Source organism: Ferrigenium straubiae (assembly GCF_051257895.1).
Lineage (GTDB): Bacteria > Pseudomonadota > Gammaproteobacteria > Burkholderiales > Gallionellaceae > Gallionella > Gallionella straubiae.
In genome coordinates, this window is record NZ_CP194331.1 from 2,291,694 (window position 1) to 2,318,068 (window position 26,375).

Annotated in this window: 28 protein-coding genes; 17 read left to right on the forward strand and 11 right to left on the reverse strand. The window is 59.0% G+C overall.

The window, feature by feature from the left end:
* Positions 1–12 precede the first annotated feature (12 nt).
* Positions 13–2,430 carry a cyclic nucleotide-binding domain-containing protein gene (locus tag ACRRNM_RS11125; protein ID WP_435628282.1) on the reverse strand — a complete coding sequence of 806 codons (2,418 nt, stop codon included), beginning with the start codon at positions 2,428–2,430 and terminating at the stop codon, positions 13–15.
* Positions 2,431–2,685: 255 nt separating this feature from the next.
* On the opposite strand from ACRRNM_RS11125, the gene ACRRNM_RS11130 reads away from it, so the two are divergent.
* A complete protein-coding gene (locus ACRRNM_RS11130) occupies positions 2,686–3,105 on the forward strand; it encodes a DUF1924 domain-containing protein (protein WP_435628283.1) in 420 nt (139 codons plus the stop codon).
* 110 nt (positions 3,106–3,215) lie between these two features.
* Positions 3,216–3,581 (forward strand): PAS domain-containing protein, encoded by a 366-nt coding sequence (locus tag ACRRNM_RS11135; protein WP_435628284.1) that lies wholly within the window; start codon positions 3,216–3,218, stop codon positions 3,579–3,581.
* Between the two features lie 155 nt (positions 3,582–3,736).
* On the opposite strand, the gene ACRRNM_RS11140 is transcribed toward ACRRNM_RS11135, so the two are convergent.
* From ACRRNM_RS11140 to ACRRNM_RS11150, 3 genes are all read right to left on the reverse strand, one after another.
* Positions 3,737–6,865 (reverse strand): efflux RND transporter permease subunit, encoded by a 3,129-nt coding sequence (locus ACRRNM_RS11140; RefSeq protein WP_435628285.1) that lies wholly within the window; start codon positions 6,863–6,865, stop codon positions 3,737–3,739.
* A 192-nt stretch (positions 6,866–7,057) separates the two neighbouring features.
* On the reverse strand, positions 7,058–8,461 hold the full coding sequence (locus ACRRNM_RS11145; RefSeq protein ID WP_435628286.1) for an efflux RND transporter periplasmic adaptor subunit: 1,404 nt from the start codon (positions 8,459–8,461) through the stop codon (positions 7,058–7,060).
* Positions 8,462–8,572: 111 nt separating this feature from the next.
* A complete protein-coding gene (locus ACRRNM_RS11150) occupies positions 8,573–8,917 on the reverse strand; it encodes a hypothetical protein (RefSeq protein WP_435628287.1) in 345 nt (114 codons plus the stop codon).
* Positions 8,918–9,191: 274 nt separating this feature from the next.
* Between ACRRNM_RS11150 and ACRRNM_RS11155 the strand changes: the two genes are divergently transcribed.
* Together ACRRNM_RS11155 and ACRRNM_RS11160 are read left to right on the forward strand one after the other, a co-directional pair.
* Positions 9,192–9,800 (forward strand): hypothetical protein, encoded by a 609-nt coding sequence (locus tag ACRRNM_RS11155; RefSeq protein WP_435628288.1) that lies wholly within the window; start codon positions 9,192–9,194, stop codon positions 9,798–9,800.
* A gap of 5 nt (positions 9,801–9,805) precedes the next feature.
* The gene (locus ACRRNM_RS11160; protein ID WP_435628289.1) at positions 9,806–10,192 is read left to right on the forward strand and encodes a hemerythrin domain-containing protein; all 387 of its coding nucleotides are present in this window, start codon (positions 9,806–9,808) and stop codon (positions 10,190–10,192) included.
* Between the two features lie 7 nt (positions 10,193–10,199).
* Here the strand turns inward: ACRRNM_RS11160 and ACRRNM_RS11165 are convergent, their stop codons facing one another.
* Positions 10,200–10,622, reverse strand: coding sequence for a c-type cytochrome (locus ACRRNM_RS11165; protein ID WP_435628290.1), 423 nt, complete (start codon positions 10,620–10,622; stop codon positions 10,200–10,202).
* Positions 10,623–10,638: 16 nt separating this feature from the next.
* Positions 10,639–11,082, reverse strand: a complete 444-nt coding sequence (locus tag ACRRNM_RS11170) for a c-type cytochrome (protein ID WP_435628291.1) — start codon at positions 11,080–11,082, stop codon at positions 10,639–10,641.
* 239 nt (positions 11,083–11,321) lie between these two features.
* Here ACRRNM_RS11170 and ACRRNM_RS11175 point away from each other — a divergent pair, with 239 nt between their 5' ends.
* On the forward strand, positions 11,322–11,579 hold the full coding sequence (locus tag ACRRNM_RS11175; protein WP_435628292.1) for a DUF2249 domain-containing protein: 258 nt from the start codon (positions 11,322–11,324) through the stop codon (positions 11,577–11,579).
* Between the two features lie 63 nt (positions 11,580–11,642).
* On the opposite strand, the gene ACRRNM_RS11180 is transcribed toward ACRRNM_RS11175, so the two are convergent.
* The 5 genes from ACRRNM_RS11180 to ACRRNM_RS11200 all read right to left on the reverse strand — a co-directional run bounded on the left by ACRRNM_RS11180 (position 11,643) and on the right by ACRRNM_RS11200 (position 18,004).
* A complete protein-coding gene (locus tag ACRRNM_RS11180; protein WP_435628293.1) occupies positions 11,643–12,740 on the reverse strand; it encodes a hypothetical protein in 1,098 nt (365 codons plus the stop codon).
* 416 nt (positions 12,741–13,156) lie between these two features.
* Entirely contained in the window at positions 13,157–14,110 is a 954-nt protein-coding gene (locus tag ACRRNM_RS11185) for a hypothetical protein (RefSeq protein ID WP_435628294.1), read from the reverse strand.
* Between the two features lie 62 nt (positions 14,111–14,172).
* Complete coding sequence (gene mutS / locus ACRRNM_RS11190; protein WP_435628680.1) at positions 14,173–16,731, reverse strand: DNA mismatch repair protein MutS; 2,559 nt, start codon at positions 16,729–16,731, stop codon at positions 14,173–14,175.
* An 87-nt stretch (positions 16,732–16,818) separates the two neighbouring features.
* The gene (locus ACRRNM_RS11195) at positions 16,819–17,118 is read right to left on the reverse strand and encodes a hypothetical protein (RefSeq protein ID WP_435628295.1); all 300 of its coding nucleotides are present in this window, start codon (positions 17,116–17,118) and stop codon (positions 16,819–16,821) included.
* 88 nt (positions 17,119–17,206) lie between these two features.
* The gene (locus ACRRNM_RS11200; RefSeq protein WP_435628296.1) at positions 17,207–18,004 is read right to left on the reverse strand and encodes an inositol monophosphatase family protein; all 798 of its coding nucleotides are present in this window, start codon (positions 18,002–18,004) and stop codon (positions 17,207–17,209) included.
* A gap of 77 nt (positions 18,005–18,081) precedes the next feature.
* Between ACRRNM_RS11200 and ACRRNM_RS11205 the strand changes: the two genes are divergently transcribed.
* The 12 genes from ACRRNM_RS11205 (at position 18,082) to ACRRNM_RS11260 (ending at position 26,310) form a co-directional block, all read left to right on the forward strand.
* Positions 18,082–18,840 carry an RNA methyltransferase gene (locus ACRRNM_RS11205; RefSeq protein WP_435628297.1) on the forward strand — a complete coding sequence of 253 codons (759 nt, stop codon included), beginning with the start codon at positions 18,082–18,084 and terminating at the stop codon, positions 18,838–18,840.
* Entirely contained in the window at positions 18,840–19,571 is a 732-nt protein-coding gene (cysE, locus tag ACRRNM_RS11210) for a serine O-acetyltransferase (protein ID WP_435628681.1), read from the forward strand. Before ACRRNM_RS11205 ends, cysE begins: the two co-directional genes overlap by 1 nt.
* 96 nt (positions 19,572–19,667) lie before the next feature.
* Positions 19,668–20,141 (forward strand): Rrf2 family transcriptional regulator, encoded by a 474-nt coding sequence (locus ACRRNM_RS11215; protein ID WP_435628298.1) that lies wholly within the window; start codon positions 19,668–19,670, stop codon positions 20,139–20,141.
* Between the two features lie 26 nt (positions 20,142–20,167).
* The gene (locus tag ACRRNM_RS11220; RefSeq protein WP_435628299.1) at positions 20,168–21,376 is read left to right on the forward strand and encodes an IscS subfamily cysteine desulfurase; all 1,209 of its coding nucleotides are present in this window, start codon (positions 20,168–20,170) and stop codon (positions 21,374–21,376) included.
* Between the two features lie 152 nt (positions 21,377–21,528).
* Positions 21,529–21,951 (forward strand): Fe-S cluster assembly scaffold IscU, encoded by a 423-nt coding sequence (gene iscU / locus ACRRNM_RS11225; RefSeq protein ID WP_435628300.1) that lies wholly within the window; start codon positions 21,529–21,531, stop codon positions 21,949–21,951.
* 3 nt (positions 21,952–21,954) lie between these two features.
* Positions 21,955–22,278, forward strand: coding sequence for an iron-sulfur cluster assembly protein IscA (gene iscA / locus ACRRNM_RS11230; protein ID WP_435628301.1), 324 nt, complete (start codon positions 21,955–21,957; stop codon positions 22,276–22,278).
* A complete protein-coding gene (gene hscB, locus ACRRNM_RS11235) occupies positions 22,278–22,820 on the forward strand; it encodes a Fe-S protein assembly co-chaperone HscB (RefSeq protein WP_435628302.1) in 543 nt (180 codons plus the stop codon). The genes iscA and hscB overlap by 1 nt, the downstream gene beginning before the upstream one ends.
* 91 nt (positions 22,821–22,911) lie before the next feature.
* Entirely contained in the window at positions 22,912–24,780 is a 1,869-nt protein-coding gene (gene hscA / locus ACRRNM_RS11240; protein WP_435628303.1) for a Fe-S protein assembly chaperone HscA, read from the forward strand.
* A complete protein-coding gene (fdx, locus tag ACRRNM_RS11245) occupies positions 24,780–25,121 on the forward strand; it encodes an ISC system 2Fe-2S type ferredoxin (protein ID WP_435628304.1) in 342 nt (113 codons plus the stop codon). The genes hscA and fdx overlap by 1 nt, the downstream gene beginning before the upstream one ends.
* The gene (iscX, locus tag ACRRNM_RS11250) at positions 25,118–25,312 is read left to right on the forward strand and encodes a Fe-S cluster assembly protein IscX (protein ID WP_435628305.1); all 195 of its coding nucleotides are present in this window, start codon (positions 25,118–25,120) and stop codon (positions 25,310–25,312) included. Before fdx ends, iscX begins: the two co-directional genes overlap by 4 nt.
* A 1-nt stretch (position 25,313) precedes the next feature.
* Positions 25,314–25,811 (forward strand): disulfide bond formation protein B, encoded by a 498-nt coding sequence (locus ACRRNM_RS11255; protein WP_435628306.1) that lies wholly within the window; start codon positions 25,314–25,316, stop codon positions 25,809–25,811.
* Positions 25,812–25,911: 100 nt separating this feature from the next.
* Positions 25,912–26,310: a hypothetical protein gene (locus ACRRNM_RS11260; protein WP_435628307.1), complete on the forward strand. Its 399-nt coding sequence runs from the start codon at positions 25,912–25,914 to the stop codon at positions 26,308–26,310.
* Positions 26,311–26,375: the final 65 nt, after the last annotated feature.

A 26,375-nucleotide genomic window follows, 5' to 3' on the forward strand; every position in this document is an offset into this window, starting at 1 on the left:
GAATTTGCAGTTCTATTCCAGTGTTGCGGAGCTGTCACGCATGGTCAGGGAAAGAGCTTCCGGACTGATACGCAAGGCTGCTCCGGTCGGGCATGACCGGACGCAGGCTGGACCCATTGCATTATCCTTGCATAGGTCGCACTTGATTGCTTTCTTGGGTGACGCCTCATCGGCAATGTGTTTGCTCTCATGATGGTTGGTGCCACCCAGCAGGGCTTGCCATAAACCCGGTTTCTTGAACTTCGGATTAACGGCCACCATCTGGATGGCATCGTAAGGGCAGTTATTTTTGCAATTGCCGCAGCCAATACAGCCATCTGCAATGAATACCTCGCCGTTGACCGATCTGTGAATAACATTGGGCGGGCAATCCAGCATGCAATACGGATGCTCGCAATGACGGCATGAAGCAGGCACATGGATGTGGCCGTGGGTAGGGCCGGCTTCGCGGTTAAAAAGTGAGATGCCTCCATGTGTATTTGCACAGGCGGTTTCACAGTTGTTGCAACGGATACAAAGCGAGTAATCGATCAGCAATACATCGGTTGCTTCGCCAACACCCTGCTGAATAAGAAAAGTGAATAGATTGTCCGGTTTTCCTTGAGGCTCGACGATTTTTTCTTCGTGAGCGTTTTCGCGGTAGCGCTCGGCAAAAAGATCGCGCAGGTCTGAATTGCGCTCGAGTACTGCGATAGCCACGGGGGCTTTGAGCAGAACAACCTCGGTTGCTGAAGCAGCCCGCGCTGTTGTTGAGCGCGGCTTATCTGAAATAAGCGCCATTTCGCCAAAATAGTTGCCCGTAACGACATATGACATTACATCTTCCTTCCCGCCAGCCATGCGGGAAATTATCACCGAGCCGCGCCGGATCAGATATAGCCCGTCGGCCTTGTCTCCCTGATGGAACAGGACATCTCCGGCTTTATATCGCTTGATCGTTGCGCCTTGTAGCAGATAGTTCAATTCGCTTTCCGGGAGCGTGTTGGTCAGGCAGTTGCGAACAACCCGCTTCATCGATATTTCATCGAGTTTCTGACGTACGGATTCTACGGAATTGATCAATTTAAGCATCGAGCGGCGCGGCGTTTCGATAAGCACGCAATCCGTAATTGCCTTGATTGTGGCGGATCTGCGGCGCCCGGAGATCAATCCCATTTCGCCAAAGAAATTCCCCGCTTTAATCTGGAAATAAATCTCACGGCCGTCCTTGGCCTTTACAAGAACGGCGAGCTCTCCTTCCAGAATTGAGAAGAAACTGCTGGTGTAATCGTCGTATTTGAAAATAATTTCATCCGGCTTGGGAGTCAAAATACTGCTTTCGAGCAGAAGTTCGCGCAGTTGTAATGCCGTGAGGCCGGCCAGTATAGGCGCGTTGCGCCGGATAATGGCGAGCCCTTCGTGCACTGCGCATGATGGGTCGAGACTGGAGATTTTTTGTTTTAGGAGCGGCTCATCAGCTGGCTCTATGTGGTTGCCGAGAATATATTCGATCGCCTCGTAGCCTTGATTCAACGCCTGCTTGATAAGCGGATAGCCGCCGAGCGCCCCGATAATATAGAGGCCAGGTACGTTCGATTCGTATTGTTCCGATAACTCGGGCGCCGAAGTTATATCGCTGCCGGAGAATTTCACGCCAAAGCTTTCCAGCAGTTTGCGCGGAGGGCTGGCGCCAAGGCGCGCAATAACGCGATGGCAAGCTACGCTCTCGATACCCTCGGGAGTTTTTGCAACAACCCTTAGCAGAAAACCGTTCTCCGTATCGGTATCAATATAATCAACTCTTGTATTGGCACGAGGCTCAATCTGGCCGGTCTTGATGGCGGCTTGCAGCAAGGTGAAGTTGCCTTCCTTGCAGCGGCTGAACTCTTCTTCCCGGTTGATGAGGATTACCCGATTTTGCTGTGCGAGTGCGAGAGCATTTTCCACCCCGGCGTCTCCACCACCCACAACTACGATGGTTTCGCCCTTAAACTCTTCCGGGTCATCGAGCTGGTATTGTACGTTCGGGAGATCCTGTCCCTGAACTCCAAGCTTGTGAATATTGCCCTGGAGTCCGATTGCAAGCACTACAAACTCGGCACCTATGGCCTGCCCGGAAGACAGGGCGATCTGAAAGCCGCCGCGCTCACCGGCTATTCCATTAACCTGTGCGCCCAGGCGCAGGTTGACCTTATGTTTTTGGAGGTCTTCGTACCATGTTTTGAGAATGTTTTCTCGAGTCCCGGCTGCAAATGCCATCGGGCTTCTGAGCGGCAGCACGGCAGGCTCGGCCATGACGAGCTTGCCTTTCTGGTACTTGTGAATGGTATTCGCGGGGTGCGGTGCCGCCTCCAGCAAAACATGCGAGATTCCCAGTTCGGCAGCATGTGCCGCAGCAGACAGCCCGGCCGGCCCCGCACCTATGATGGCAATCTTGAATTTTTCAGTCATTGATTAGCTGCAAGGGCAATTTGAAGCCATTTATCACTTTGATTCAAACAGACTTCGATTTTTATGGATAATTTTTGTTCCATTCAAATCTTATTAAAGGTTCATTTTGACATACATGCCGATATCCTACTGGGGCATTAAATTCGCCATATTTGATGGGGCATTGTTGACATGAATATATATCGTAAGTATATTGGTCAATACAAGTGAAAACTTGATGAAAATAAACTTAATTCCTTGGAGAGGCTTTAAAAAATGCGTAAATTTGCTTATATTCTGCTTGCAACTCTCGGCTTTTTCAGCCTGCCCGCCCAGGCGGATGTTGATGGTGCGAAACAATTTGTTAAACAATATGCTGCTCTTGTCAAAGGATCCAATCCTACCTATGTTTTGAATGCGGAAGCAGGGCGTGCGTTTTATATCAAGAAACATACCGTAAAGGGTAAACAGGTAGCTTGCACTGATTGCCATACCGACAATCCTGCTGCCGTCGGCAAGCATTCGGAAACTAAAAAGAAAATTGCCTCTCTTTCTCCCGTCGTTAACCCTAAACGTTTCTCGAATCTGAAGAAGACGGAAGAAGCTTTCGATCAGCACTGCGTTGATGTTCTTGAAAGAAACTGCACATCGCAGGAAAAAGGCGATTACATCGTTTACTTGCTGTCAATCAAGTAACCAGACTGTAGTCACCCAAGAAACAGCCCACATTTTTGTGGGCTGTTTTATTTATACCCGAAAAAATATCAGCGTTCCTCCGGCGAGCGTTATTAGGAGCACAAGTATTTATGGTTACTCTGCCTGAATTGAAACAAGTTTTTGATAATCTCGACGAGGGGATTGTTTTTATTGATCAGGATCGTCGCGTCGTAGCAATCAATGAGGCGGCTAGCCGCATGCTGGGTCAGGATCGTGACGCTACCCTGAATAAACTCTGCCCAAGCCTTTTCCAGGGGACGGATTGCGCGAGGGATTGTGAAAAAAGTGACCATTGCACGCTTATGGTGGAAACCAAGCGAGAAAGAAAGTTCCAAGACCTTGTCGTGCGGCGGCCGGATGGTGCGTTAGTGCAGTTGCGCATGTGGGCCATAGTGCTGCCTTCCAATGAGACAACTAAACACTGCGCTGTGGTGTTGCGCGGAACGAATTGGTGACATTCCTGGGGCGTAAAGCGGAGATGAGGGTCGGGCAGAAAAGTACGTGATAATTTTAGCCAAGGTGTTTGGTGCTCGCAAATCCGAGCCAGTTTTAACGACGCTATGATGCACTGATTTTGCATTGACTTGCAGGCTACCAAACTTACTGCGATTCACGATAAAGACGGACTTTCCGGAAAGTTGATTTTTTCCTGCCACCACGCGTAGATCACGGGAATAACAATAAGAGAGAGCAGTGGCGCGGAAATCATGCCGCCCACCAGCGGTGCGGCGATGCGCTTCATCACATCCGCGCCGGTGCCGGCGCTGACCATCACCGGCACCAGGCCGGCCACAATCACCGATACCGTCATGATCTTCGGGCGGATGCGCAGCAGCGCTCCCTGGACGATGGCCTGCTGCAGATCCTGCCGGTTGTTTAGCCGCCCCTCCTTGCGGAATTCCTCTATGGCCTGATCCAGATAGAGCAGCATGACCACGCCGAATTCGGCCGCTACGCCGGCCAATGCGATGAACCCGACTGCGACCGCCACGGACAGGTGATAGCCCAGCCAGTACACCAGCCAGAAGCCGCCCGCCAGGGAGAAGGGCAGGCACAGCACCACCAGCAGCACCTTGCTGTGATGGCGGAAGTTCAGGTACAGCAAGGCCACAACCAGTAGCAGCGTGAGCGGTATGACCCACATGAAACGTTCCTTGGCGTGCTGCAGGCTGACATATTGTCCCGACCAGGCGATGGCGTAGCCCGGTTCGATCTTGACGGATTTTGCCACGGCAGCCTGCGCGTCGGCGATGTAGCTGCCCAGATCGCGCCCGGCAAAGTCGAGATAGACATAGGCCACCAAGCGGCCGTTTTCACTCTTGATCTCGACTGGCCCGTCGTTCACGCTGATTTCGGCGATCGTTCCCAGCGATACCTGCGCGCCGGAAGGCGTCATGATACGGCTTGCCGCAAGCGCATTGAGCGAATCGCGGAAGGCGCGCTGGTAGCGCAGGTTGATCGGGAAGCGGTTGCGTCCCTCGATCAGCATGCCGATGTTTTCTCCGCCGATGGCGCCTTGCACGAGGCGCTGCACATCGGCGGCGGTGATGCCGTAGCGCGCCGCCTGGACGCGATCCAGCACGACATCCACATAGCGCCCGCCGGAAGCGCGGTCGGCGAAGGCGTTGCGCGTGCCCGGCACGGTATTTTTGATCACGTCCTCGATCTGCATGGCCAATTCGCTGATGCCGGAAAGCTCAGGGCCTGTGACCTTGATGCCCAGCGGCGTGCGGATGCCGGTGGACAGCATGTCTATGCGCGTGCGGATCGGGTATCCCCAGGAATTGGTCAGCCCCGGCAGGCGCACATGGTTGTCCAGTTTGTGGATCAGGTCCTCCATGGTTTCGCCGTCCGGCCATTCCTCACGCGGTTTGAGCTGGATTGTGGTTTCCAGCATCGAAAGCGGCGCAGGGTCGGTGGCGGTATTGGCGCGCCCGGCCTTGCCGAACACGCGCTCGACCTCGGGCATCTGCGCGATCAGGCGGTCGGTGGTCTGCATGATGTTTGCCGCCTCGTCTATCGATATGCCGGGCAGCGTGGTGGGCATGTACAGCAGGTCGCCCTCGTTGAGCGGCGGCATGAACTCGCTGCCCAGTTTGGCAATTGGCCAGGCGGCGCTGAGCAGGAATACCAGACAGAGCGCCATGGAGAGCCTGCGTTTTTGCAGCGCGGCCATCAGGAACGGGTGGTAGAGCGCGTGCAGCATCCGGTTCAGCGGGTTGCTCTGTTCGCTCGCGATGCGGCCGCGGATGAAATAGCCCATCAGCACCGGCGCCAGCGTGATGGCGAGGGCCGCGCTTGCGGCCATGGCATAGGTCTTGGTGTAGGCGAGCGGGGCGAACAGCTTGCCGGCCTGTCCGGTGAGCGTCAGCACCGGCAGGAAAGAGACGGTGATGATGAGCAGCGAGAAGAACAGGGCCGGCCCTACTTCGAGTGCGCTCTGGGCGGTGACTTTCCAGTAGTCGGGCTGATCTCCGGCGCGCTCGAGATGCTTGTGCATGTTCTCTATCATCACGACCGCGGCATCCACCATTGCGCCGATGGCGATGGCGATGCCGCCCAGCGACATGATGTTGGCGGTCACTCCCTGGTTTTCCATGATGATGAAGGCGGTCAGGATGCCGATCGGCAGCGTGACCACCGCCACCAGCGAGGAACGCAGATGGAACAGGAAGGCGAGGCATACCAGGGAGACGATGATCGATTCCTCGACCAGCTTTTCGCTCAGGGTCTTGATGGCGCGGTCGATCACGCCGGAGCGGTCGTAAGTGACCACCAGCTCGATGCCGGGCGGCAGCCCGCTCTGCAATTCTTTGAGGCGCTCCTTGACGCGCGCAATGGTCTTGAGCGCGTTTTCGCCGTAGCGCATGACGACGATGCCGCCGGTCACTTCGCCTTGCCCATCCAGATCGGTCACCCCACGGCGCAATTCGTGACCGACCTGGACTTCCGCCACGTCTTCCAGGCGGACCGGCACCCCCTGCGCGCTGGTCGCCAGCGGAATGCGCCGGAAGTCATCCAGGCTCTTCAGGTAATTCTGCGAGCGCACCACGTATTCGGAACGCCCCATTTCCATCACCGAGCCGCCGCCCGTCATGTTGCTGTCGCGGATCGCCTGCCCGACTCGCTCCATGCTGAGGTTGTATGCCGCCAGCCGGTTAGGGTTCACCTCGATCTGGAATTGCCGCGACATACCGCCGATGCTGGCGACTTCGGCCACGCCGGGCAGACTCTGCAATTCGTATTTGAGGAAGAAATCCTGCATGGCGCGCAACTGGTCGGCATCGTAGCGGTGATGGCGGTCCACCAGCGCGTACTCGAATACCCAGCCCACACCCGAGGCATCCGGCCCCAGCGCGGGAATGACGCCCCACGGCAGGCGATCTTTGATTTGGCTCAGGTATTCCAGCACGCGCGAACGCGCCCAGTAGGGGTCTATGCCGTCCTGGAAAATCACATACACATAGGATTCGCCGAACATGGAAAACCCGCGTACAGCGGTCGAACCCGGCACGGACAGCAACTCGGAGGTGAGCGGGAAAGTGACCTGGTCTTCAACTACCTGCGGCGGCTGGCCGGGGTAGGCGGTCTTGATGATGACTTGCACGTCGGACAGGTCGGGAATGGCGTCCAGCGCAACCTGGCGCGATGAGTAGACGCCCCAGCCTGCCAGCATCACGGCGCACAGCAGCACCAGGATGCGGTTTTTCAGCGACCATTTGATGATGCGTGCAATCATGCTTGAGCCAAAAATCTCCGCGCAGTGGCGCAGTGGGTAGGGTTACTTTGTTATCAAAGAAGCTGCCTTAAAAATTCGCGAGAAGGAATGGATGGCGCACGGAACGCAGAAACCGGAATGTACTTGAGAGTACATGAGGGTTTCGAGTATCGCGCAACGCCGCATACCCCCTACGCAGCTTAAATGCAGCTTCTAATGCTTGCCGGCTTTATCGTCGTGTTGCATGCGCTGTGCAGCATCGCTCATCGACGCTGCCGCATCCAGCAGGAACTGCCCGTTTACCGCAATCTGGTCGCCGGCTTGCAAGCCGGCAATGATCTCTATCGAATCGGAAGCCTCAATCCCTGTTTCCACCCTGGTTGGCGTGAAGTGCCCTTTGCCATCGGAGCGCATCACCCAGTCGCCCTTGCCGCTGCGCATGACTGCCGAGCGCGGAACGGCAAGCGCCTTGTGCGGCTTGGTGTGGATGATGACATCGAGGAAAGATCCTATGAGCAAGCGATTGCCGGGGTTGTCGACGCTCAGTCGCGCCTGTACGGTACGCGTCGCGCTATCGACCATCGGGGTGATGAATTGCAGGCGCGCCTTGATTTCCGGTGCGTTGGACTTGGGCGGTTTTACCGCCACCGCGTCCCCATTCTTCACCCAGGCCAGCTGGTCCGGGTAAAGCGGCACGTCAATCCACACCCGCGACGTGTTGGCGAAGGAAAGCAGGTTGTCCATCGGCTTGATGGCGCTGCCTTCTCGGATGTCGATCTTGGTGATAAAACCGGAGCGCGGCGCGCGGATTTCAACCACTTCCCTGGGGCGGTAACTGGTATTGAGTTCTTCGATCAATTGGCCTGCATCGAAATACTGGAATTTTTCGGTGTAGAGATTGCGCATTTTGGCGTTCATCTGGATCGCCATCATCTCGCTCTCGGTCATCCGGTAGTCGGGGTTCGTGTGGGCGTCTTCGGAGGCCATGGGCACCATGAGCTTATCCTTCTCCTTGATCACGTCGACGTACTCGAACTGGATCTTGAACAATTCGGGGGAATAGATTTCGTAAATCGCATCCCCCTCCTCGACCTGCTGGCCGACCGAATTTACGTGGAGTTTCTTGATGACCCCTTCGAGTTTGGAGCTGAGGTTGAAAACCAGGCTTTCATCGGCAATCACGTTGCCGTAGGCGTGGATGTCCTGGCTCAGCGTTTGCCATTCGGCCGCGGCCAGCCGCACCCCCAGCCTCTGCTGCGAAGCAGTATCGATAAATACGCCGTGGTTATGCTCTGCCGGGGATGCGCCCGGCTGATCCAGTTCCACCAGGTCCATGCCGCAGATCGGGCACAACTCATCCGGCTGGTCGCGGATAACTTGGGGATGCATGGGGCATACATAGAGTTTCTTTGCAGGCTTGGCCTTGTCGGGGGCTGTTATTTGATCGAGATGAGCGGCGCTGGCGTTGCCACCCGGCCGGTTTGCCGAATGGCCAAGGTAGAGATATCCGCCAACTGTCAGGGCCGCGATTGCGCCCAGGCCCAGCCACAGCTTCGCACGCCAGAATGCAGGTGCATCGGGCAATCTGGAATCCTGTTTTTCTTCAGGCTGTGCCATATTGGTATATCGGGCCGGCAACCGTGGGCTGTCAGGGCGATGGAAGCCCGCTTCTCATCTCAATCCATGAACCGGACTGCGAGCCATTTATCGTGAGCATGCCGCAAAGGGTCACTGTTTTTCGGGGCCTTTGTAACGCGAGTTCGGGATGCATTGACCAGCCTGTTTCTCGGCAGCCTGGTTGCAGGACTCATTGTCGTAGTATTTGTCGCAGATTTCCATCCACCCTAATACCAGGCAATACGGCGCCTTGTCCGATGCATCAAGTATATCGGCTACGCAATCTTTTTTGGATCCTGTGGCACGTTTGCATTCATCGTTAGAGCCGTACTTGCACTCGTCGACGCGAATTGCTCCACTGTCGGTTACCGGGCAATACCTGCCGGCAGACGCATATTGCGGGAGTGCGATCATGGCGCACAGCATCAGGGCGGTAAAAATGTTTCTGGCTTGCATTGCATTCTCTCCTCAAGTATTTATTTGTCAGGCAACCGCGAATTGGAGGGGTGCCATTTATAATTAGTTCAAAACGACTGTAGCTGGCAACGCTCATTCCACCATGACGCATGTGGGTTTAGCACGGCTTTCGGAAGGGCACACCTGGAATCCGGCATGGGATCTACGGATACTGCACCAACGGAACTGAGTTGCGCTACATGACGACACCATTCTACACGACAGCCGGCCAAATGTGATGTTACTATCGGCCACATTTAGGGGTAAGTGAATCATGAGCCATCCGGATTTTTTCGACGCAGTACCTAAGATCAGTTTGTACGACCCGCTGGCCGAATTTCTCGGCGCGACCGAAGGCGGGATACTTCAATATGGTTACTTTGACGCAGTGAAGCTGGCCGGCCATTCCTGCCCGACGGTCGCTTCAGCCTACTGGATGACCTACAAGGCGCTGGCCGCTCTCTATCCCGGCGCAATGCCGGTGCGCGGCGACATCCTCGTGGAGTTCAGTCAGGACAACGCGAGCGGCGTGACGGGCGTGATCGCGAATGTCGTGAGTATGCTGACCGGCGCGATGGGCGACGGCGGCTTCAAGGGGCTGGCCGGGCGCTTCGTGCGGCGTGACCGCTTGTTCTTCGCGGCAGAAATGCCGGGAGAAATCCGTTTCACCCGCCTCGATACCGAGCAGGCCGTGAATACTGCAGCCAATCTGCAGCGCGTCCCGGCTTCGCCGCGCATGCCCATGCTGATGGGGAACTGCATCTCGGGCAACGCCACCCCGGCCGAGGCTGCCGAGTTCGGCAGGCTGTGGCAGGAACGGGTGCGCAGCATCCTGCTCGACCATGGAGATGACCCGGAAATTTTTGTCGTAACCCCTGACTGAGTTTTATGAAACGAATACCAGCCCTGCAACCCCTGTCGCGGGAACATCACACCGCCCTTACCTTGGCGAAGGCCTGCGAGCGCGCCGTGCAGTCACGCGATGCGGAGCGGATAGCCGCAACTTGCCAGCGCGTGCTCAAGGTCTTTCCCGCCGAACTGGAGCCGCATTTCCAGATCGAGGAGCGGTCGTTGCTGCCGTTGTTGCACAGCGCGGAAAACAAGCCGCTTGAACGGCGCACCCTCGAGGACCACCGGCAGTTGCGCGCGCTGCTCGATGACTTGCAGCGGAACGACGCCGAGGCGCTGGACAGTTTCGGCAGGCTCCTCATGGAGCATGTCCGGTTCGAGGAGCGGGAGCTTTTTCCGGCGCTGGAAAGCCTGATGCCGCAATAGCGGCGCGTTACTTCTCCATGGTAAAGCTCGGGACGGCATGCGCGGCCATGTAGTCCACCGCCGCTTTGACTTCTTCCTCGGACAGTTTGGTATTGGAGCCGCGCGACGGCATGGAGCCTTTCTTCCCGCGGTAGCCGTTGATGGCACGGTCATAGAGTATCTCTTTGCCCTGCGCGAGGCGCGGTTCCCAATCCGCCGCGCTGCCCATGCGCGGCGCACCGTGCAATCCGGACTTGTGGCAGATGCTGCAGGTGCTCTTGTACACCTTCTCCCCGGTGTCCGGGCCGATCACGGCAACCTGCGGCTTGACCTCGTTCGACTGGACCTGCGGTGTGGAAGTCGCGGGTACGGCCGTTTCCCTGTTTTGGCCGCCGCACCCGGCGAGGAGCGCGAGCGAGGCGAGGGCGATCAGTAGTGTTTTTTGCTTCATGTTCATCATCCTTAGGTCAGCGAATTGTAAATTGTTTGGCGGTGGTGGAAAACAGATGCGACCCGAGCAGACCGCGCGACTTCGGCACCGAATACCACACCATGTAGTCCACCGCCGCCTTGACTTCGTCCCCGGACAGCCTGGCGTTCGAGCCGCGCGACGGCATGGAGCCCTTCTTGCCGCGGTAGCCGTTGATGGCGCGGTCGTAGAGGATTTCGCTGCCCTGCGCGAGGCGCAGCGTCCAGTCCTCAGTGTCGCCGAGGCGCGGCGCGCCCCTCAGTCCGAGCCGATGGCAAATGCTGCAGGTGTTCCGGTAAACCTTCTCGCCGCTTGCCGGGTCGCGCGTGACGGGCGATTTCATCGGTGCAGATGGCGGAGTGCCGGCCGCTTCGGCTTTTCCGGCATCAGATACGGAAAGAAGTACGAGCAACGCGGTGACTGTCACAAGCTGTTTTTGCATGACCAAGTTATTCATTGAAAATATGCGCGGCAGAGGGTGTGTGGTGCGTGATATTCAAAAGTGGCGGCGCCGATGTTGACCGGCAAATGAGACGCGGTGGCGCGCGGCGAGTTCCCTTGCTGCGGCGGAATGCCGCAGCAGGGAAGCTGGCAATCGGGGTCAGGCTTGCATTTTCGATATATCCCATTAAAATAGTCGGGCATTATTTTGATTAACAATCTCTGTTTAAGGAACCCGAAATGCACAACTGCTCCAATTCCATTACCCCCGACATGCGTTATCCGTTCGATGCGCGCGGCGTTGCCAAACGCTTTCGTCACGCCGCCATTTTCGGCGCCTTCGACTCGCTGCGCCCCGGCGAAACCATGCTGTTCTGCAACGACCATGACCCGCTGCCGCTGCTCGCGCAACTGAGCGACCGCTACGGTGCCGGCATCGAAATCAACTACGTCGCCCGCGAACCCGGCCAGATCGTCATCGAGTTCCACCGCAAGTAATTCCCCCTGCGATGGCGGCGGCAGGTAGCGCCGTTGCCGTCGCACCTGACTTTACCCTTACCTCTACAAGCGAGCGGCTATCCAGCCCGCCGCCTGTTCTATTCCTTCCGGGACGACCGGCACCGGGCGCGGTGCATGGAAGATTTCCTCCAGCACCCCGGCCAGATTTCCCCGCTCCAGCGCCGCCCTCGAAACCTCGCGGCACAGGCCGTGCTGCCGCAGCCATCCGGTCAGGGCGGGCGACTCCGGCCAGTCGGCGCGGCTGACATACAGCACCGGCGTGCCGCAGCATGCGGCCTCGGCAAAGCTGCCGTAGCCCGGTTTGCACAGCAGCGCATCGCAGCTGGCGAGCAAGTCGGAAAAACTCATCGGCAGCGGCTCGATGACGATGGCATCGGGATGCTCGACCTGCCAGCCTTGCTGCACCAGCCAGCGCACGCCGCCGATGCGCGGCCAGCTTTCGATGGGCAGGCGGCCCGCGATGCCGCCCAGGCTCACCAGCACCAGCCTCTCATTCTGTGCAAGCTGCAGGCTATGATGCAGCTCCTCGCGCCGGTTTGCGCCGATCACGGCGACGGGGCCGAGTGGCACCACGTTGGGCAGATGCTCCATCGCCATGCCGGGCGCGAGGCGCAGGAAGGCGTCCGCATTCGCGTAGCAGGCATGTATCTGCGCCGCGATTTTTTCATCCTCAGTTCGCCCAGAGCCTGTCGAAGCATGAACAGTCTGCATGCAGTAATGCCGGAAAATATCGAACCAGTTCAGCGAAGACATCGCCGCATTCGGAATCCCCGCGCGCTGCGCGCCCGCCAGCGGCAGGTAGCCCACGTTCGACAGCACCAGGTCCGCGCCGAGGTCGCGCAGCAGGCAGGCTTCTTCGTTGGCGCGCACCTCCCAGCCCGCATGAAAGGCGCGATACGCCGCGCGGCTCTCTTCGACCTGGATGTCCAGCGCCGAAGACATTGCCATGCCGATATCGCCCTCGCTCTGCAGATATTCGAACGGTGCATGGATGCGCGAACTCAGATACGTCAGTGGCGTGGCGGAGCGCACCGTGATGCGCAATCGCGGCATCATCCGATGCAATGCGTTCAGAACCGGCGCGGTCTGCGCGACATGGCCGTAGCCGTGGCCGGTGATGGAGACGACGAGGTGGGGCATGTGAGTGGTGATGCGTTTGAATGGTGAGTTACGGCTGCATTATATGCAATTCGAAGCTGACCCATAGCTGCGGGCTTGGGCTTAGCGGAAATCAAATCGACTCCGGTACCTTTATTTTTTGAAATCAAATGCGATGCTGACCCCTTTACCCAGGGCCAGCGCGATCTCCTGCCACAATCGGGCGGTTTCCGGTTTGCTTGGCATGCAACCTCCACGCTTCGAATGCGGCAATGTTGCCGCTTGCCGAGGCAGAATCAATACATGATTCTGAGTATTTCTGCGTGGGATTAAGGGGGAAGGGTGGGGAGAGTGCGCTGGTCGGAGGACAAAGCTACACGATAGCTATGTCTGCTGAGACGGCGAAAACAAAGGTGAAGCTGAATCCCTTTGGCCCTCATTGCACCAGGCTGCCCCGATTATTTCTTTGAATCAAACAAGTTTCCTTGTGATTCAGCTAGCTTTTTTGCATGTCTGTATTTTTTGCCCTGCGGTGTCTCTTGCGGGGTGTCATTATCAACCTTATCCAAGACAGTCGTTACGGAGTAACCAGTAATTTTTATTGCGCCAACCTCATCTAACTCTCGATGAGTAACAAGAACGCAAACTATCTTGCTGCCATGCTGAAATGGAATATTTTCAAAAAGTACGGAATCACGGAAATGGGAGTCCTGCATTTCGAAGCTGATTGGATTTTCGTTGTAGACCCCTTTCCATCTGTAACGACCTTCTTTAAGAACAGGGGAAATAATTTCAATTACAGCATTGTCGTCTTCCTCTGATCTCAGTCTGTTGGTGCTTAAGACATATTTACTAAAATCAGATCTAGGTACAAACCTTTCATTTGAAACAGGCTGCCAATCATTGTTCAAAACAATGAAGCCAACTTTTTCAATTTTGTGATATTCGCTTAAGGAGGAGTAAAAATTTGATTTGCGTTTGATGATTTTTAAATTGGCACTGATGGATGTGGTTGCTCGATCAATACTTTCGTTAGTTTGTTCGCCTTTTTCAATTTCCTGTTTTAATTTTTTAATATTTAATTTCTTTTCCTCGATACTAAGGCGTTTTTCCTCCTTTTCAAGTTCTTTGTTTTCGGAGTCGAAAAGAGGGGTTGTTGAAATAATAATTTGGGCTACAAGTAGAAGCAGGGTGATCTGAGGGGAGCTCTTTCCGAGAGCTTTCCAGAAATCTCGGAATCCTCCTTCTTTGTATGCCTCCTTAATGAGGTTTGCATCAATCTCTAATAGTGTTGCCGCTTCGAGGATTATTCCGAGAAGTTCTGCTTCGCACTTATTTCGAAGGAGTGCATCAATTTCATGACTGGCATCTCCAAAATAGTAGTGAAGTTCAAGTATGTTGGCATTCCTCATCCTTACTCCTTTCTGGAGTTGCATAACTGGAGATTTATTAGCGGCGGTACACCTTTTTGATATTACATCAGCTTCTTCAACTGATACAGCTTCTCCAGCGCCGCCTTCGGGCTGAGGTCGTCCGGCTGCACGTCGCGCATCGCGGACACCAGCGGATGCTCTTCCGGTTCGGGCGTTTGCGGTACGGCGGCGAAGAGGTCGCCCTGCGGATTCTGCGCGGCGCTCTGCTGTTCCAGCCGCACCAGTTGTTTCTTTGCGTTGCGGATCACGCTGTTCGGCACGCCCGCGAGCGCGGCGACCTGCAGGCCGTAGCTCTGGCTGGCCGCACCTTCGTTGACGCTGTGCAGGAGCACGATGCTGTGCTGGTGCTCGATGGCGGCGAGGTGCACGTTGGCGAGTTGGGCGAATTCTTCGGCGAGCCGCGTGAGCTCGAAGTAGTGGGTAGCGAACAGGGTGTAGCTGCAGTTCCTTTCCAGCAGGTGGCGCGCGATGGCATAGGCGAGGGCGAGGCCGTCGAAGGTGGAAGTGCCGCGCCCGATCTCGTCCACCAGCACAAGGCTCTTCTCGGTGGCGTTGTGCAGGATGTTCGCGGCCTCGGTCATCTCGACCATGAAGGTGGAGCGTCCCGAGGCCAAGTCGTCCGATGCGCCGATGCGCGTGAAAATCTGGTCGATCTCGCCGAGCACCGCTTCCTGCGCGGGGACGAAAGAGCCGACATGCGCGAGCAGCGCGATGATCGCGACCTGGCGCATGTAGGTGGATTTGCCGCCCATGTTGGGGCCGGTGATGAGCAGCATGCGGCGCGCGTCGGAGAGCGCGGCGTCGTTCGGCGTAAAAGTATCGACTTGCGCTTCCACCACTGGATGGCGGCCTTGTGCGATGTTGATCTGCGCATCGCCGGAGAACTGCGGCGCGCTGAAATTCAGCGTCGCGGCGCGCTCGGCGAAGGTCGCGAGCACGTCGAGTTCGGCGATCGCGGCGGCGACGCGCTGCAGTGGCGGGATGAAGGGGGCGAGTGCGTCGAGCAACTGGTCGTAGAGGAATTTCTCGCGCGCCAGCGCGCGCTCGTTCGCGGACAGCGCCTTGTCCTCGAAGGTCTTGAGTTCCGGCGTGATGTAGCGCTCGGCGTTCTTCAGCGTCTGGCGGCGGCGGTAGTCGTCCGGCACCTTGTCCGCATTGGCGACGCTCACTTCGATGTAGAAGCCGTGCACGCGGTTGAACTCTACTTTTAACTTCTCGATGCCGGTGCGCGCGCGCTCGCGCGCTTCGAGCGCGAGCAGGAAGTCTCCGCAGTTGGTCTGGATGCCGCGCAACTCGTCGAGCTCGGCATCGAAGCCGTCGGCGATCACGCCGCCTTCGCGCAGTACGGAGGAGGGCTCGGGCTTGATTGTTTTTTGCAGCAATTCGACCAGTGCGGCATCGGCTTGCAGCGCATCGGCGAGACTGGCAATGAGTGAGAGAGGTTGTAGGCCGGGCTTCAACCCGACGTCGTCATCCTGTCGGGCTGAAGCCTGACCTACGAGGGCGGTTTGCAACTGCGGCAAGGTCAGCAGCGTGTCGCGCAGGCCGGAGAGGTCGCGCGGGCGCGCCGACTTCAGCGCGATGCGCGCGGTGATGCGCTCGACATCCACGCTGGGTCTGAGTTGCTCATGGACTTTCCGGTGTAGTTCGCCCAGTTGTTCGACGGCTTCGAGCCTCGCGCCCAGCATGGTGCGGTCGCGCAGCGGATGATGTAGCCAGTGCGCAAGCAATCGGCTGCCCATGTTGGTCGCGCAGGTGTCGAGCAGCGACAGCAGGGTGGGCGCGGGCTCGCCGCGCAGGGTCTGGGTGATCTCGAGGTTGCGCCTGGTTGCGGCGTCCATGCGCACGTAGCGATCCGCGCTGTATACCTGCAGGCCGCGGATATGGCCGATGCTTTGCCCCTGTGTGAGCTTGGCGTAACCGAGCAGCGCGCCCGCGGCCTGCAGTCCGAGCGTGAAGTCGTCGCAGCCGAAGCCGGCGAGGTCGAGCGTGGCGAACTGCTGGCACAGCGCGCGGCGTGCGGCGTCGAGATCGAAGTGCCAGGCGGGCAGCGATTTCAGTGCGGCATCCCGCAATTGCGGCGCGCGTGCCTCTTCGGCGTAAAGGATCTCGGAGGGTTGCAGGCGTTCGAGTTCGGCGGGCAGTTGCTGTGCCGGTACCTCGGCGGTGACGAACTGGCCGGAGGCGAGGTTGAGCCAGGCGAGCCCGGTTTCGTTGCCGCGCTCGTGCAGCGCCAGCAGCAGGCAGTCGCGTTTCTCTTCGAGCAAGGCGGAGTCGGTGAGCGTGCCCGGCGTGACGATGCGCACCACCTTGCGCTCGACCGGCCCCTTGCTCGTGGCGGGGTCGCCGATCTGTTCGCAGATCGCGACCGATTCGCCGAACCTGACCAGCCGCGCGAGGTATTGCTCGACCGCGTGGTAGGGCACACCCGCCATTTTGATTGGCTGCCCGTTGGACGCGCCGCGCTGCGTGAGCGTGATGTCGAGCAGCTTCGCGGCGCGCTCCGCGTCCCCGTAGAACAGCTCGTAAAAGTCGCCCATGCGGTAGAACAGCAGCAGCTCGGGATGCTCTGCCTTGATGCGCAGGTATTGCTGCATCATTGGCGTATGGGTCGATTCTTTGATTTCTTTATCCACGGTACTCGATTGTCTGACGGTTGTCCGGTTGCAGGACAGCACCGCGGAAAATTATTCGTCTTTTGTCTTGTCGGAGGCGGCGAGGAATTCCGCCATGGCCTCTTTTTTGGCCTTGGCGGTGCGCAGGTAGGTCCATGCTACATAGAGTATCAGGCCGCCCACGGCGAGATAGACGCCCAGCAATGATCCCGGCCCCTGGCGCAGGGTGCCTTGGTCGGTAGGCAGGGTGACTATGCCCATGGCGATCGATACGAGCACGATCACGCCGCCGTGTAATATCTGGACAGGGCGGGTGGGAACATACTTGTACATTTTCTCCTTGATCAGGAGGTCGAGTTTCGGGTCGTTCATGGTGTCTCCGCAAGGCCTGTCATGTGACCGCGATTCTACGTCAAAGCCGAGGCGATAAAAACCGCCCTCGGCCGGTTGACTTGCCGGGCTAGCCCTTGAGTACCGCGGTGAGATGTGGCGCCATCGTTTGCAGCAGCAGCGGGTGGATGTTGGGATTGCCCGCGCAGATATGGCCGGTCTTGAGATAGGTGTCCGAGCCGTGCAGGTCGCTGACCATGCCGCCCGCCTCGGTGATCAGCAGGCAGCCTGCGGCCATGTCCCACGGCTTGAGTCCGGTTTCGAAAAAGCCGTCGTAGCGCCCTGCAGCCACCCAGGCCAGGTCCAGCGCGGCGGAGCCGGGGCGGCGCAGGCCGGCGGTCTTCTGGATGAGGTCCTTGAAGATCGCCAGATAGGCGTCCATGTGCTCGAAGCGGGTATAGGGGAAACCAGTGCCGATCAGGCTGTCGGCAAGGTGCAGGCGCTTGCTGACGCGCAGGCGCTTGTCGTTGAGGAATGCGCCGCGCCCGCGTGTGGCGGTGAACAATTCGTTCTTGGTCGGGTCGTACACTACTGCTTGGGTGATGATGCCCTTGTGCTGCAGGGCGATGGATACGGAGAACTGCGGAAGACCGTGCAGGAAGTTGGTCGTGCCGTCCAGCGGATCGATGATCCACAGGAACTCCGACTCGCCTTGGCCGCCGCTCTCTTCTGCTAGAATCGCGTGGTCCGGATAGGCCTCTAGCAGGGTCTGGATGATGGTTTGTTCGGCGGCCCTGTCCACTTCGCTGACGAAATCCGCATGGGATTTCTTGGTGATGGTGAGGTGGTCGATCTTGTCGGCGGAGCGGTAAATCAGGTTGCCGGCGCGACGCGCGGCCTTCACCGCGATGTTGAGCATGGGATGCATATAAACGACCTTTTTAATGAGCTGGGGAATTCAGCGCGCATTTTAGTTGGAATTACGCTTTGTATAAACAGAATCTTATGGAGAACATCCGGGTCGTTCTCAGCCACACCACCCATCCGGGCAACATCGGCGCGGCGGCGCGCGCGATGAAGACCATGGGGCTGCGCCATCTGTACCTGGTCAATCCCAGATATTTTCCCGACCCGCAGGCCGATGCGATGGCCGCCGGCGCAGACGACATCCTGCGCGATGCGGTGGTGTGCGGCTCCGTTGACGAGGCACTGCAGGGCGTGGTGTTCACGGTGGCGATGACCGCGCGGCTGCGCGATATTTCCATCGAGGTGAAGACCCCGCGCGAGGCGATGCCGCTGTTGCTGCAGCAGGCCGCGCAACAGCCGGTGGCGTTGCTGTTCGGCACCGAGATGTCAGGCCTGACCAACAAGGAGATGGGCAAGGCGCAGGTGCTGGTCAACATTCCCGCCAACCCGGATTTTTCTTCGCTCAACCTGGCGGCTGCGGTGCAGGTGATGGGCTATGAACTGAGCGCGGCGGCGCGAAGCCATGTGCCGGTCATGCCGGAAGTCCGGCCGGCATCGCATGAACAGGTGGAAGGATTTTTCGCGCATCTGGAGAAAACCCTGTTCGAGATCGGTTTCTTCACTACGCAGAACCCCGCACGCCTGATGCAGCGCCTGCGCCGCCTGTATGCCCGCGCGCGGCTGGAGCAGGAGGAGGTCAACATCCTGCGCGGCATATTGAGCGTGACAACCGAGTACAATGCGCGCCTCAAATCGCGTTACCAGGAAGAGCACCGGAATGTTTCGGAGCACCCATGATGTTCAAAAATATTAGGGAAGACATCGCCAGCGTATTCGACCGTGACCCGGCGGCGCGCACCACTTTCGAGGTGCTGACCTGCTATCCGGGCCTGCATGCGCGCATCATGCACCGCATGGCGAATACCCTGTGGCACGCCAACCTGAAATGGCTGGCGCGCTTCCTGTCGCATATCGCGCGTTTTTTCACCGGCATCGAGATTCATCCCGGTGCAACCATCGGGCGGCGCTTCTTCATTGACCATGGCATGGGCGTGGTGATCGGCGAGACCGCCGAAATCGGCGACGATGTCACGCTCTACCACGGCGTCACCTTGGGCGGCACTTCGTGGAAGGAAGGCAAGCGGCACCCCACGCTGGGCAACGGCGTGGTGGTCGGGGCGGGTGCCAAGATACTCGGCCCGATCACCATCGGCGACGGAGCGAAGATCGGCTCGAACGCGGTGGTGGTGAAGGACGTCCCGGCGGGGGCGACGGCGGCGGGCATCCCCGCACGCATTCTCGACGAAGAGAAGAAAGCTGCCGCCGGCTTCAATGCCTATGGCGTCGGCAACGACCAGAACGATCCGCTTTCCAAGGCGATCCATGGTCTGCTCGGACACAGCGTATCGGTGGACCATCGCATCGATTTCATCCTGCAGCAGCTTGAGAAAATGGGCGTGCCGGTTGATGAGGAACGCGCTACCGCTGACAAATTTGACCCTAATCACTTGAACAGGATAGTTGACTAAAATATTGGGGTATTCTATTATCCACCTGCCGGAATTTGGAACGCTTTCCGGGGTATTTCGGAATAATCTGAATACAATCATTGATTAGGTGATGACATGCGATTAACTACCAAGGGGCGTTTTGCCGTGACGGCAATGGCCGATTTGGCGATGTGCGGCGGACACAGCCCGGTGACCATGGCTGCGATCAGCGAGCGGCAGAGGATTTCGCTCTCCTATCTGGAGCAGTTGTTCGGCAAGCTGCGCCGCAGCAAGATCGTGGAAAGCGTGCGCGGCCCGGGCGGCGGCTATTATCTTGCTAGGCCTGCTGAGAAGATCACGATAGCCGAGATCATCCTCGCGGTGGATGAGCCGCTGGATGCGACCAGTTGCGGCGGGAAGGGCAATTGCCACGACGAGCGCCAGTGCCTGACCCACGAATTGTGGATGGGCCTCAACGGAAAGATTTTCGACTACCTGACTTCGGTCACGCTGCGGCAACTGGTGGACAGTCAGGCCAGGACGGATTCCGCCGCGGTGCACGTGGTGATGAAAAAGAAGGATGTCAAGCCCGGGAACACTCCGGTTTAAGGCGAACAAGGCGCGACAGACAAAATATGAAGCTTCCCATTTACATGGATTACTCCGCAACCACGCCGGTCGACCCGCGCGTGGCTTCGGTGATGATTCCCTATCTCACCGAGAAGTTCGGCAACCCCGCCAGCCGTTCCCATGCCTTCGGCTGGGAAGCCGATGCGGCGGTGGAACTGGCGCGCGAGCAGGTCGCCGCGCTGGTGAACGCCGACCCCAAGGAAATCGTCTGGACTTCCGGCGCGACCGAGTCGAATAACCTCGCCATCAAGGGTGCGGCGCATTTCTACCAGGGCAAGGGCAAGCACATCGTCACCATGACCATCGAGCACAAGGCGGTGCTGGATACCGTGCGTGAACTGGAGCGCGAAGGGTATAGCGCGACCTACCTGAACCCGGAGCCGAGCGGCCTGCTCGACCTAGACAAGCTCAAGGCGGCGCTACGTCCCGATACCGTGCTGGTGTCCGTCATGCTGGTGAACAACGAGATCGGCGTGATCCAGGACATCGCCGCGATCGGCGAAATCTGCCGCGACAAGGGCATCCTGTTCCATGTGGATGCGGCACAGGCGACCGGCAAGGTGGCGATCGACCTGCAGCAGTTGAAGGTCGACATGATGTCGTTTTCCGCGCACAAGACCTACGGGCCGAAAGGCATCGGCGCATTGTATGTACGGCGTAAGCCGCGCGTACGCCTGGAGGCGCAGATGCACGGTGGCGGGCACGAGCGCGGCATGCGCTCCGGCACCTTGCCGACGCACCAGATCGTCGGTATGGGCGAGGCGTTCCGCATCGCCAGGGAAGAGATGGCGCAGGAGAACGAGCGCATCCGCATGTTGCGCGACCGCCTGCTGAACGGCCTGATGGCCATGGAAGAAGTGCATATCAACGGCGACATGGAACAACGTGTGCCGCACAACATCAACCTCAGCTTCAGCTTCGTCGAAGGCGAATCGCTGATGATGGCGATCAAGGATGTCGCGGTGTCCAGCGGCTCGGCCTGCACCTCGGCGAGCCTCGAGCCATCCTACGTGCTGCGCGCACTGGGGCGCAGCGACGAACTTGCGCACAGCTCGATCCGCTTCAGCATCGGGCGTTTCACCACGGTCGAAGAAGTCGATTACGCCATCGACCTGCTGAAAAACAAGATCGGCAAGCTGCGCGAACTGTCGCCGCTGTGGGAGATGTACAAGGATGGCGTAGATTTGAATTCGGTGCAGTGGGCGGCACACTAAAAATGGTGAAAGGTGGAACGCGAGAAAATCAGCGGAAGGTGAAACGTGAAAAGTGATGCCCACCCGGCGCTTTGCGCCACCCTCACTGCCGGGAGGAGTCCGTTTCACCTTTCACCTTTCACGTTTTACTGCGACTGATAAGGAGCAACAAAATGGCATACAGCGAAAAATTACTGGATCACTACGAACACCCGCGCAACGTGGGTTCCATGGACAAGGATGACGAGGAAGTCGGGACCGGCATGGTCGGCGCGCCGGCGTGCGGCGACGTGATGAAGTTGCAGATCAAGGTCGGCAAGGATGGCGTGATCGAAGACGCGAAGTTCAAGACTTACGGCTGCGGCTCGGCGATCGCATCTAGCTCTCTGGTCACCGAGTGGGTCAAGGGCAAGACGGTCGATCAGGCGCTGGAGATCAAGAACACGCAAATCGCCGAGGAGCTGGCGCTGCCGCCGGTGAAAATCCACTGCTCGATCCTCGCGGAAGACGCGATCAAGGCGGCGGTCGCGGATTACAAGAGCAAGCACGGCGCGGTGGTGGAAACCCCGGCCTGCAGCGTGAGTTGCAAGGAGTAGGACATGGCGATCACGCTGACGGAAAACGCGGCCAAACATGTGCAGAACTTCATCGCCAAGCGCGGCAAGGGTGTCGGCCTGCGCATCGGCGTGCGCACCAGCGGTTGCTCCGGCATGGCCTACAAGCTGGAGTTCGCCGACGAGGTGGCCAGTGACGATCATCAGTTCGTCAGTCATGGCGTCACAGTGCTGGTCGATCCGAAAAGCCTGTCCTATATCGATGGCATGGAACTGGATTACACGCGCGAGGGGCTGAACGAAGGATTCAAATTCAGCAATCCGAATGTGAAGAACCAGTGCGGCTGCGGCGAAAGTTTCGGCGTCTGATGCAGCCTGCCAGTTTTGACTTCCAGCACAATCACTTCCAGTTGTTCGGCCTTGGGCAGTCTTACCGGATAGACATCGCGCAGCTTGAGCAGCAGTACCGCGCCCTGCAGGCACAGGTCCACCCCGACAAATCCGCACACCTGCCCGATGCCGAGCAGCGCATGGCCATGCAGCGTGCAACGCTGGTGAACGAGGCTTACCAGACGCTGCGCAGCCCGCTGCGGCGCGCGCGTTACCTGCTGTCGCTGCATGGGGTGGACACCCAGGAAGACAACAACACCGTGATGCCGCTGGACTTTCTCATGGTGCAGATGGAGTGGCGCGAAGCGGTCGTCGATGCGCAGCAGGCGAAAGATGCCGCAGCGCTCGACAAGCTGGAGGCGCAGATGAAGCGCGAAACGCACGAACTCGAGGCGCAGCTTGCGGTTAAAATCGACGCCGAAAAGGATTATGCGGCGGCCGCCGGCGCGGTGCGCAAGCTGCGGTTCATGGAAAAACTCGCGGAAGAAATTCATGCCGCTTACGATGCGATAGATGTTTGATTCGCAGTGTGGGTACATTTCCGTGCCCACGCTGCATTAACCTTTTAACAATTTTCTCGCGTGGACACAGAAACGTGTCCACCCTACAACAATGGCTTTACTGCAAATTTCCGAACCCGGCCTGAGCACTCTGCCCCACCAGCACCGCCTGGCGGTGGGCATCGATCTCGGCACGACCAACTCGCTGGTGGCCACAGTGCGCAACGGCATCAGCGTGGTGCTCAACGACGAGAACGGCCGCGGCATGCTGCCTTCGGTGGTGCGCTATCTGGCCGATGGCGGTGTCGTGGTGGGCGAGGCGGCGCAGGCCATGCAGAGCGAGGATGCGGCCAACACCATCGTTTCGGTGAAACGCTTCATGGGACGCGGCCTCAAGGATGTCGGCGAAATCAGCCGCCTGCCGTACCGTTTTGCCGACACCGCAGGCATGCTGCAACTGCGCACTGCGGCAGGCGTGAAGAGTCCGGTCGAGGTGTCCGCCGAAATTCTCAAGGTGCTGCGCCTCCGCGCCGAAGCCGCACTGGGCGGCGAACTGGTCGGCGCGGTCATCACCGTGCCGGCCTATTTCGACGACGCGCAACGCCAGGCCACCAAGGATGCGGCGCGCCTCGCGGGGCTGAACGTGCTGCGCCTGCTCAACGAACCGACCGCGGCGGCGATCGCCTACGGGCTGGATAACGCCGCCGAGGGGGTGTATGCGGTGTACGACCTCGGCGGCGGCACCTTCGACATCTCTATCCTGCGCCTGTCGCGCGGTGTGTTCGAGGTGCTCGCGGCCAACGGCGATTCCGCGCTCGGCGGCGACGACTTCGACCAGCGCATCCATTGCTGGCTGCTGGAAAAAAACAACCTCTCCGCGCTCGGCCCACAGGACACGCGCCTGCTCCTGACCCATGCGCGCGCCGCCAAGGAACAGCTCACCGAGCACGCCGAGACGCGCATCACCGCGGTGCTGTCGACTGGGGAGCTGATCGACAACGTGCTCACGCGCGGCGAGTTCCACGCGATGTCGCAGAACCTCGTGCAGCGCACTTTGCAGCCGTTGCGCCGCGCGTTGCGCGACGCGAAACTCGGCATCGAGGACGTCAAGGGGGTGGTGATGGTCGGCGGAGCGACGCGCATGCCGCAGGTGCAGCATGCGGTCGAGGAGTTTTTCGGGCAGACGCCGCTGACCAACCTCGACCCGGATAAGGTCGTGGCGCTGGGCGCGGCGATCCAGGCCAACCTCTTGGCGGGCAACCGCGGCGGCGACGAATGGCTGCTGCTTGATGTGATTCCGCTCAGCCTCGGCATCGAGACCATGGGCGGTCTTGCGGAAAAGATCATCCCGCGCAACAGCACCATTCCGACCGCGCGCGCGCAGGAATTCACCACCTTCAAGGACGGGCAGACCGCGATGAGCATCCAGGTAGTGCAGGGCGAACGCGAGCTGGTAAGCGATTGCCGCTCGCTGGCGAAGTTCGAACTGCGCGGCATTCCGGCGATGGTGGCGGGTGCGGCGCGCATCCGCGTGACCTTCCAGGTGGATGCCGACGGCCTGCTCAACGTGTCGGCGCGCGAGATGAGCAGCGGCATCGAGGCGGCGGTCGCGGTCAAGCCTTCCTATGGGCTGAGTGATGCCGAGATCACGCGCATGCTGCAGGAATCCACGCAGCACGCGCAGGACGACATGCTGGCGCGCGCGCTGCGCGAGCAGCAGACCGAGGCGCAGCAATTGCTCGAAGCGGTGCAGCACGCGCTGGAGCTGGATGGCGATTTGCTCGACCAGGCCGAGCGTGCGCGGATTGAAAGCCAGATGGGCGCGTTGCGCGACACGCTGCAACTTACCGACCACCTCGCCATCAAACGCGCCGTCACCGTCCTGAACGATGCGACGACCGTTTTTGCGCAGAGGCGCATGGACAAGAGCGTGGCGCATGTCCTCGCGGGCAAGAATATTTCCGAACTGGAGGTGAAATAATGCCGCAGATCATCGTGTTGCCGCATGAGGAACTTTGCCCGCAGGGCAAGCTGTTCGAGGCCGAGCCGGGGGTTTCGATCTGCGACGCGCTGTTGCAGCATGGCGTGGAAATCGAGCATGCCTGCGAAAAATCCTGCGCCTGCACCACCTGTCATGTCATTCTGCGCGAAGGTTTCAATTCCCTGGAGCCTGCCGAGGAGATTGAAGAGGATATGCTCGACAAGGCTTGGGGACTGGAGCCGACCTCGCGCCTGTCCTGTCAGGCCATCGTGGATAATCAGAACCTCGTGGTGGAGATTCCCAAGTACACCATCAACATGGCGAAGGAGGGGCATAAATGAAATGGACCGATGTCAGGACGGTCGCCATCGAGCTCGCGGAGGCGCACCCCGAGGTTGACCCGAAGACCGTCCGTTTCACCGACCTGCACAACTGGGTGCTGGCGCTGGAGGATTTTCGCGATGACCCGAAGCACGGCGGCGAGAAAGTCCTCGAAGCGATCCAGGCGGCGTGGATAGAAGAGGCGGAATAGCGTGAGCCTCTGGCGGAAAATCTCCAACCGCTGGCTGTATCTGGCGGGTGCGCTGTTCGCCGGCGGCCTGATCGGCTTCGCGCTGTTCCTGCAATACGTCAAACACCAGGATCCCTGCCCGCTGTGCATGGTGCAACGCGTGGTTTTCATCGCCCTGCTGGTAGTGTTCGCGCTGGCCGCGCTGCATGGCCCGAAACGTACCGGTCAGCGTGTCTATGCGGCGCTGGTTGCGCTGCTGTCGCTGTCCGGCGCGGGCGTCGCGGCACGTCACATCTGGATACAGCACCTGCCCGCGGATCAGGTTCCGGCGTGCGGCCCCGGCCTGGACTACATGCTGGAAACGATGCCGATGGCCGATGTGCTGAAGCAACTGATGCACGGCTCCGGCGAATGCGCTGCAAAGGGCTGGACCTTCCTTGCCCTCGGCATCCCGGAATGGTCCCTGCTGTGCTACCTCGCGCTGGGCGCCTGGGCGGTGCTGATTTCACTCAGGAAATAGCCGCGCTTGTTATATCGATTACGCATCTTGTGCGGGGCGCGAAACGGGGCGGCGCCGCATCTGGAAGTTTTTGCCCTGAACGGATTTCAAGGAGGTTGACATGCAAAGATCAAAATTCGCATTGCTGGCGCTGGCCGCTGCGATGTGCGTCATGTTGAATGTCGGCACTGCCGTTGCTGCGGACAAGGCGCAGGAGCAGGAAAAACAGGCCGCGACCCAGGGCGCTCAGGGACAAGGGGCATGCGGCACGGCGGGCGGCTGCTGTGGAATGCATCAGGGAGGTGCGGCGGCGGAAGGTAAAGGGGCCTGTGGCGCAGCGGGTGGTTGCTGCGGCATGCATGGCGGGATGCATCATGGCGGGGCAGGGGCGCAGGGCGGGGCGGCCTGCGGGACCGCAGGCGGTTGCTGCATGCACGGCGGAATGCAGCATGGAGGAGCGGCGCCGCAGGGCGAAGCGGTCCCGCAAGGCGGAGCGGCATCGGGCGGACATCAGCACTGATCCGTCTGTCACAGGCTGAAAATTAACGAGGGGGCATTGCCCCCTCGTTTTTTTCCGGCTTTCTG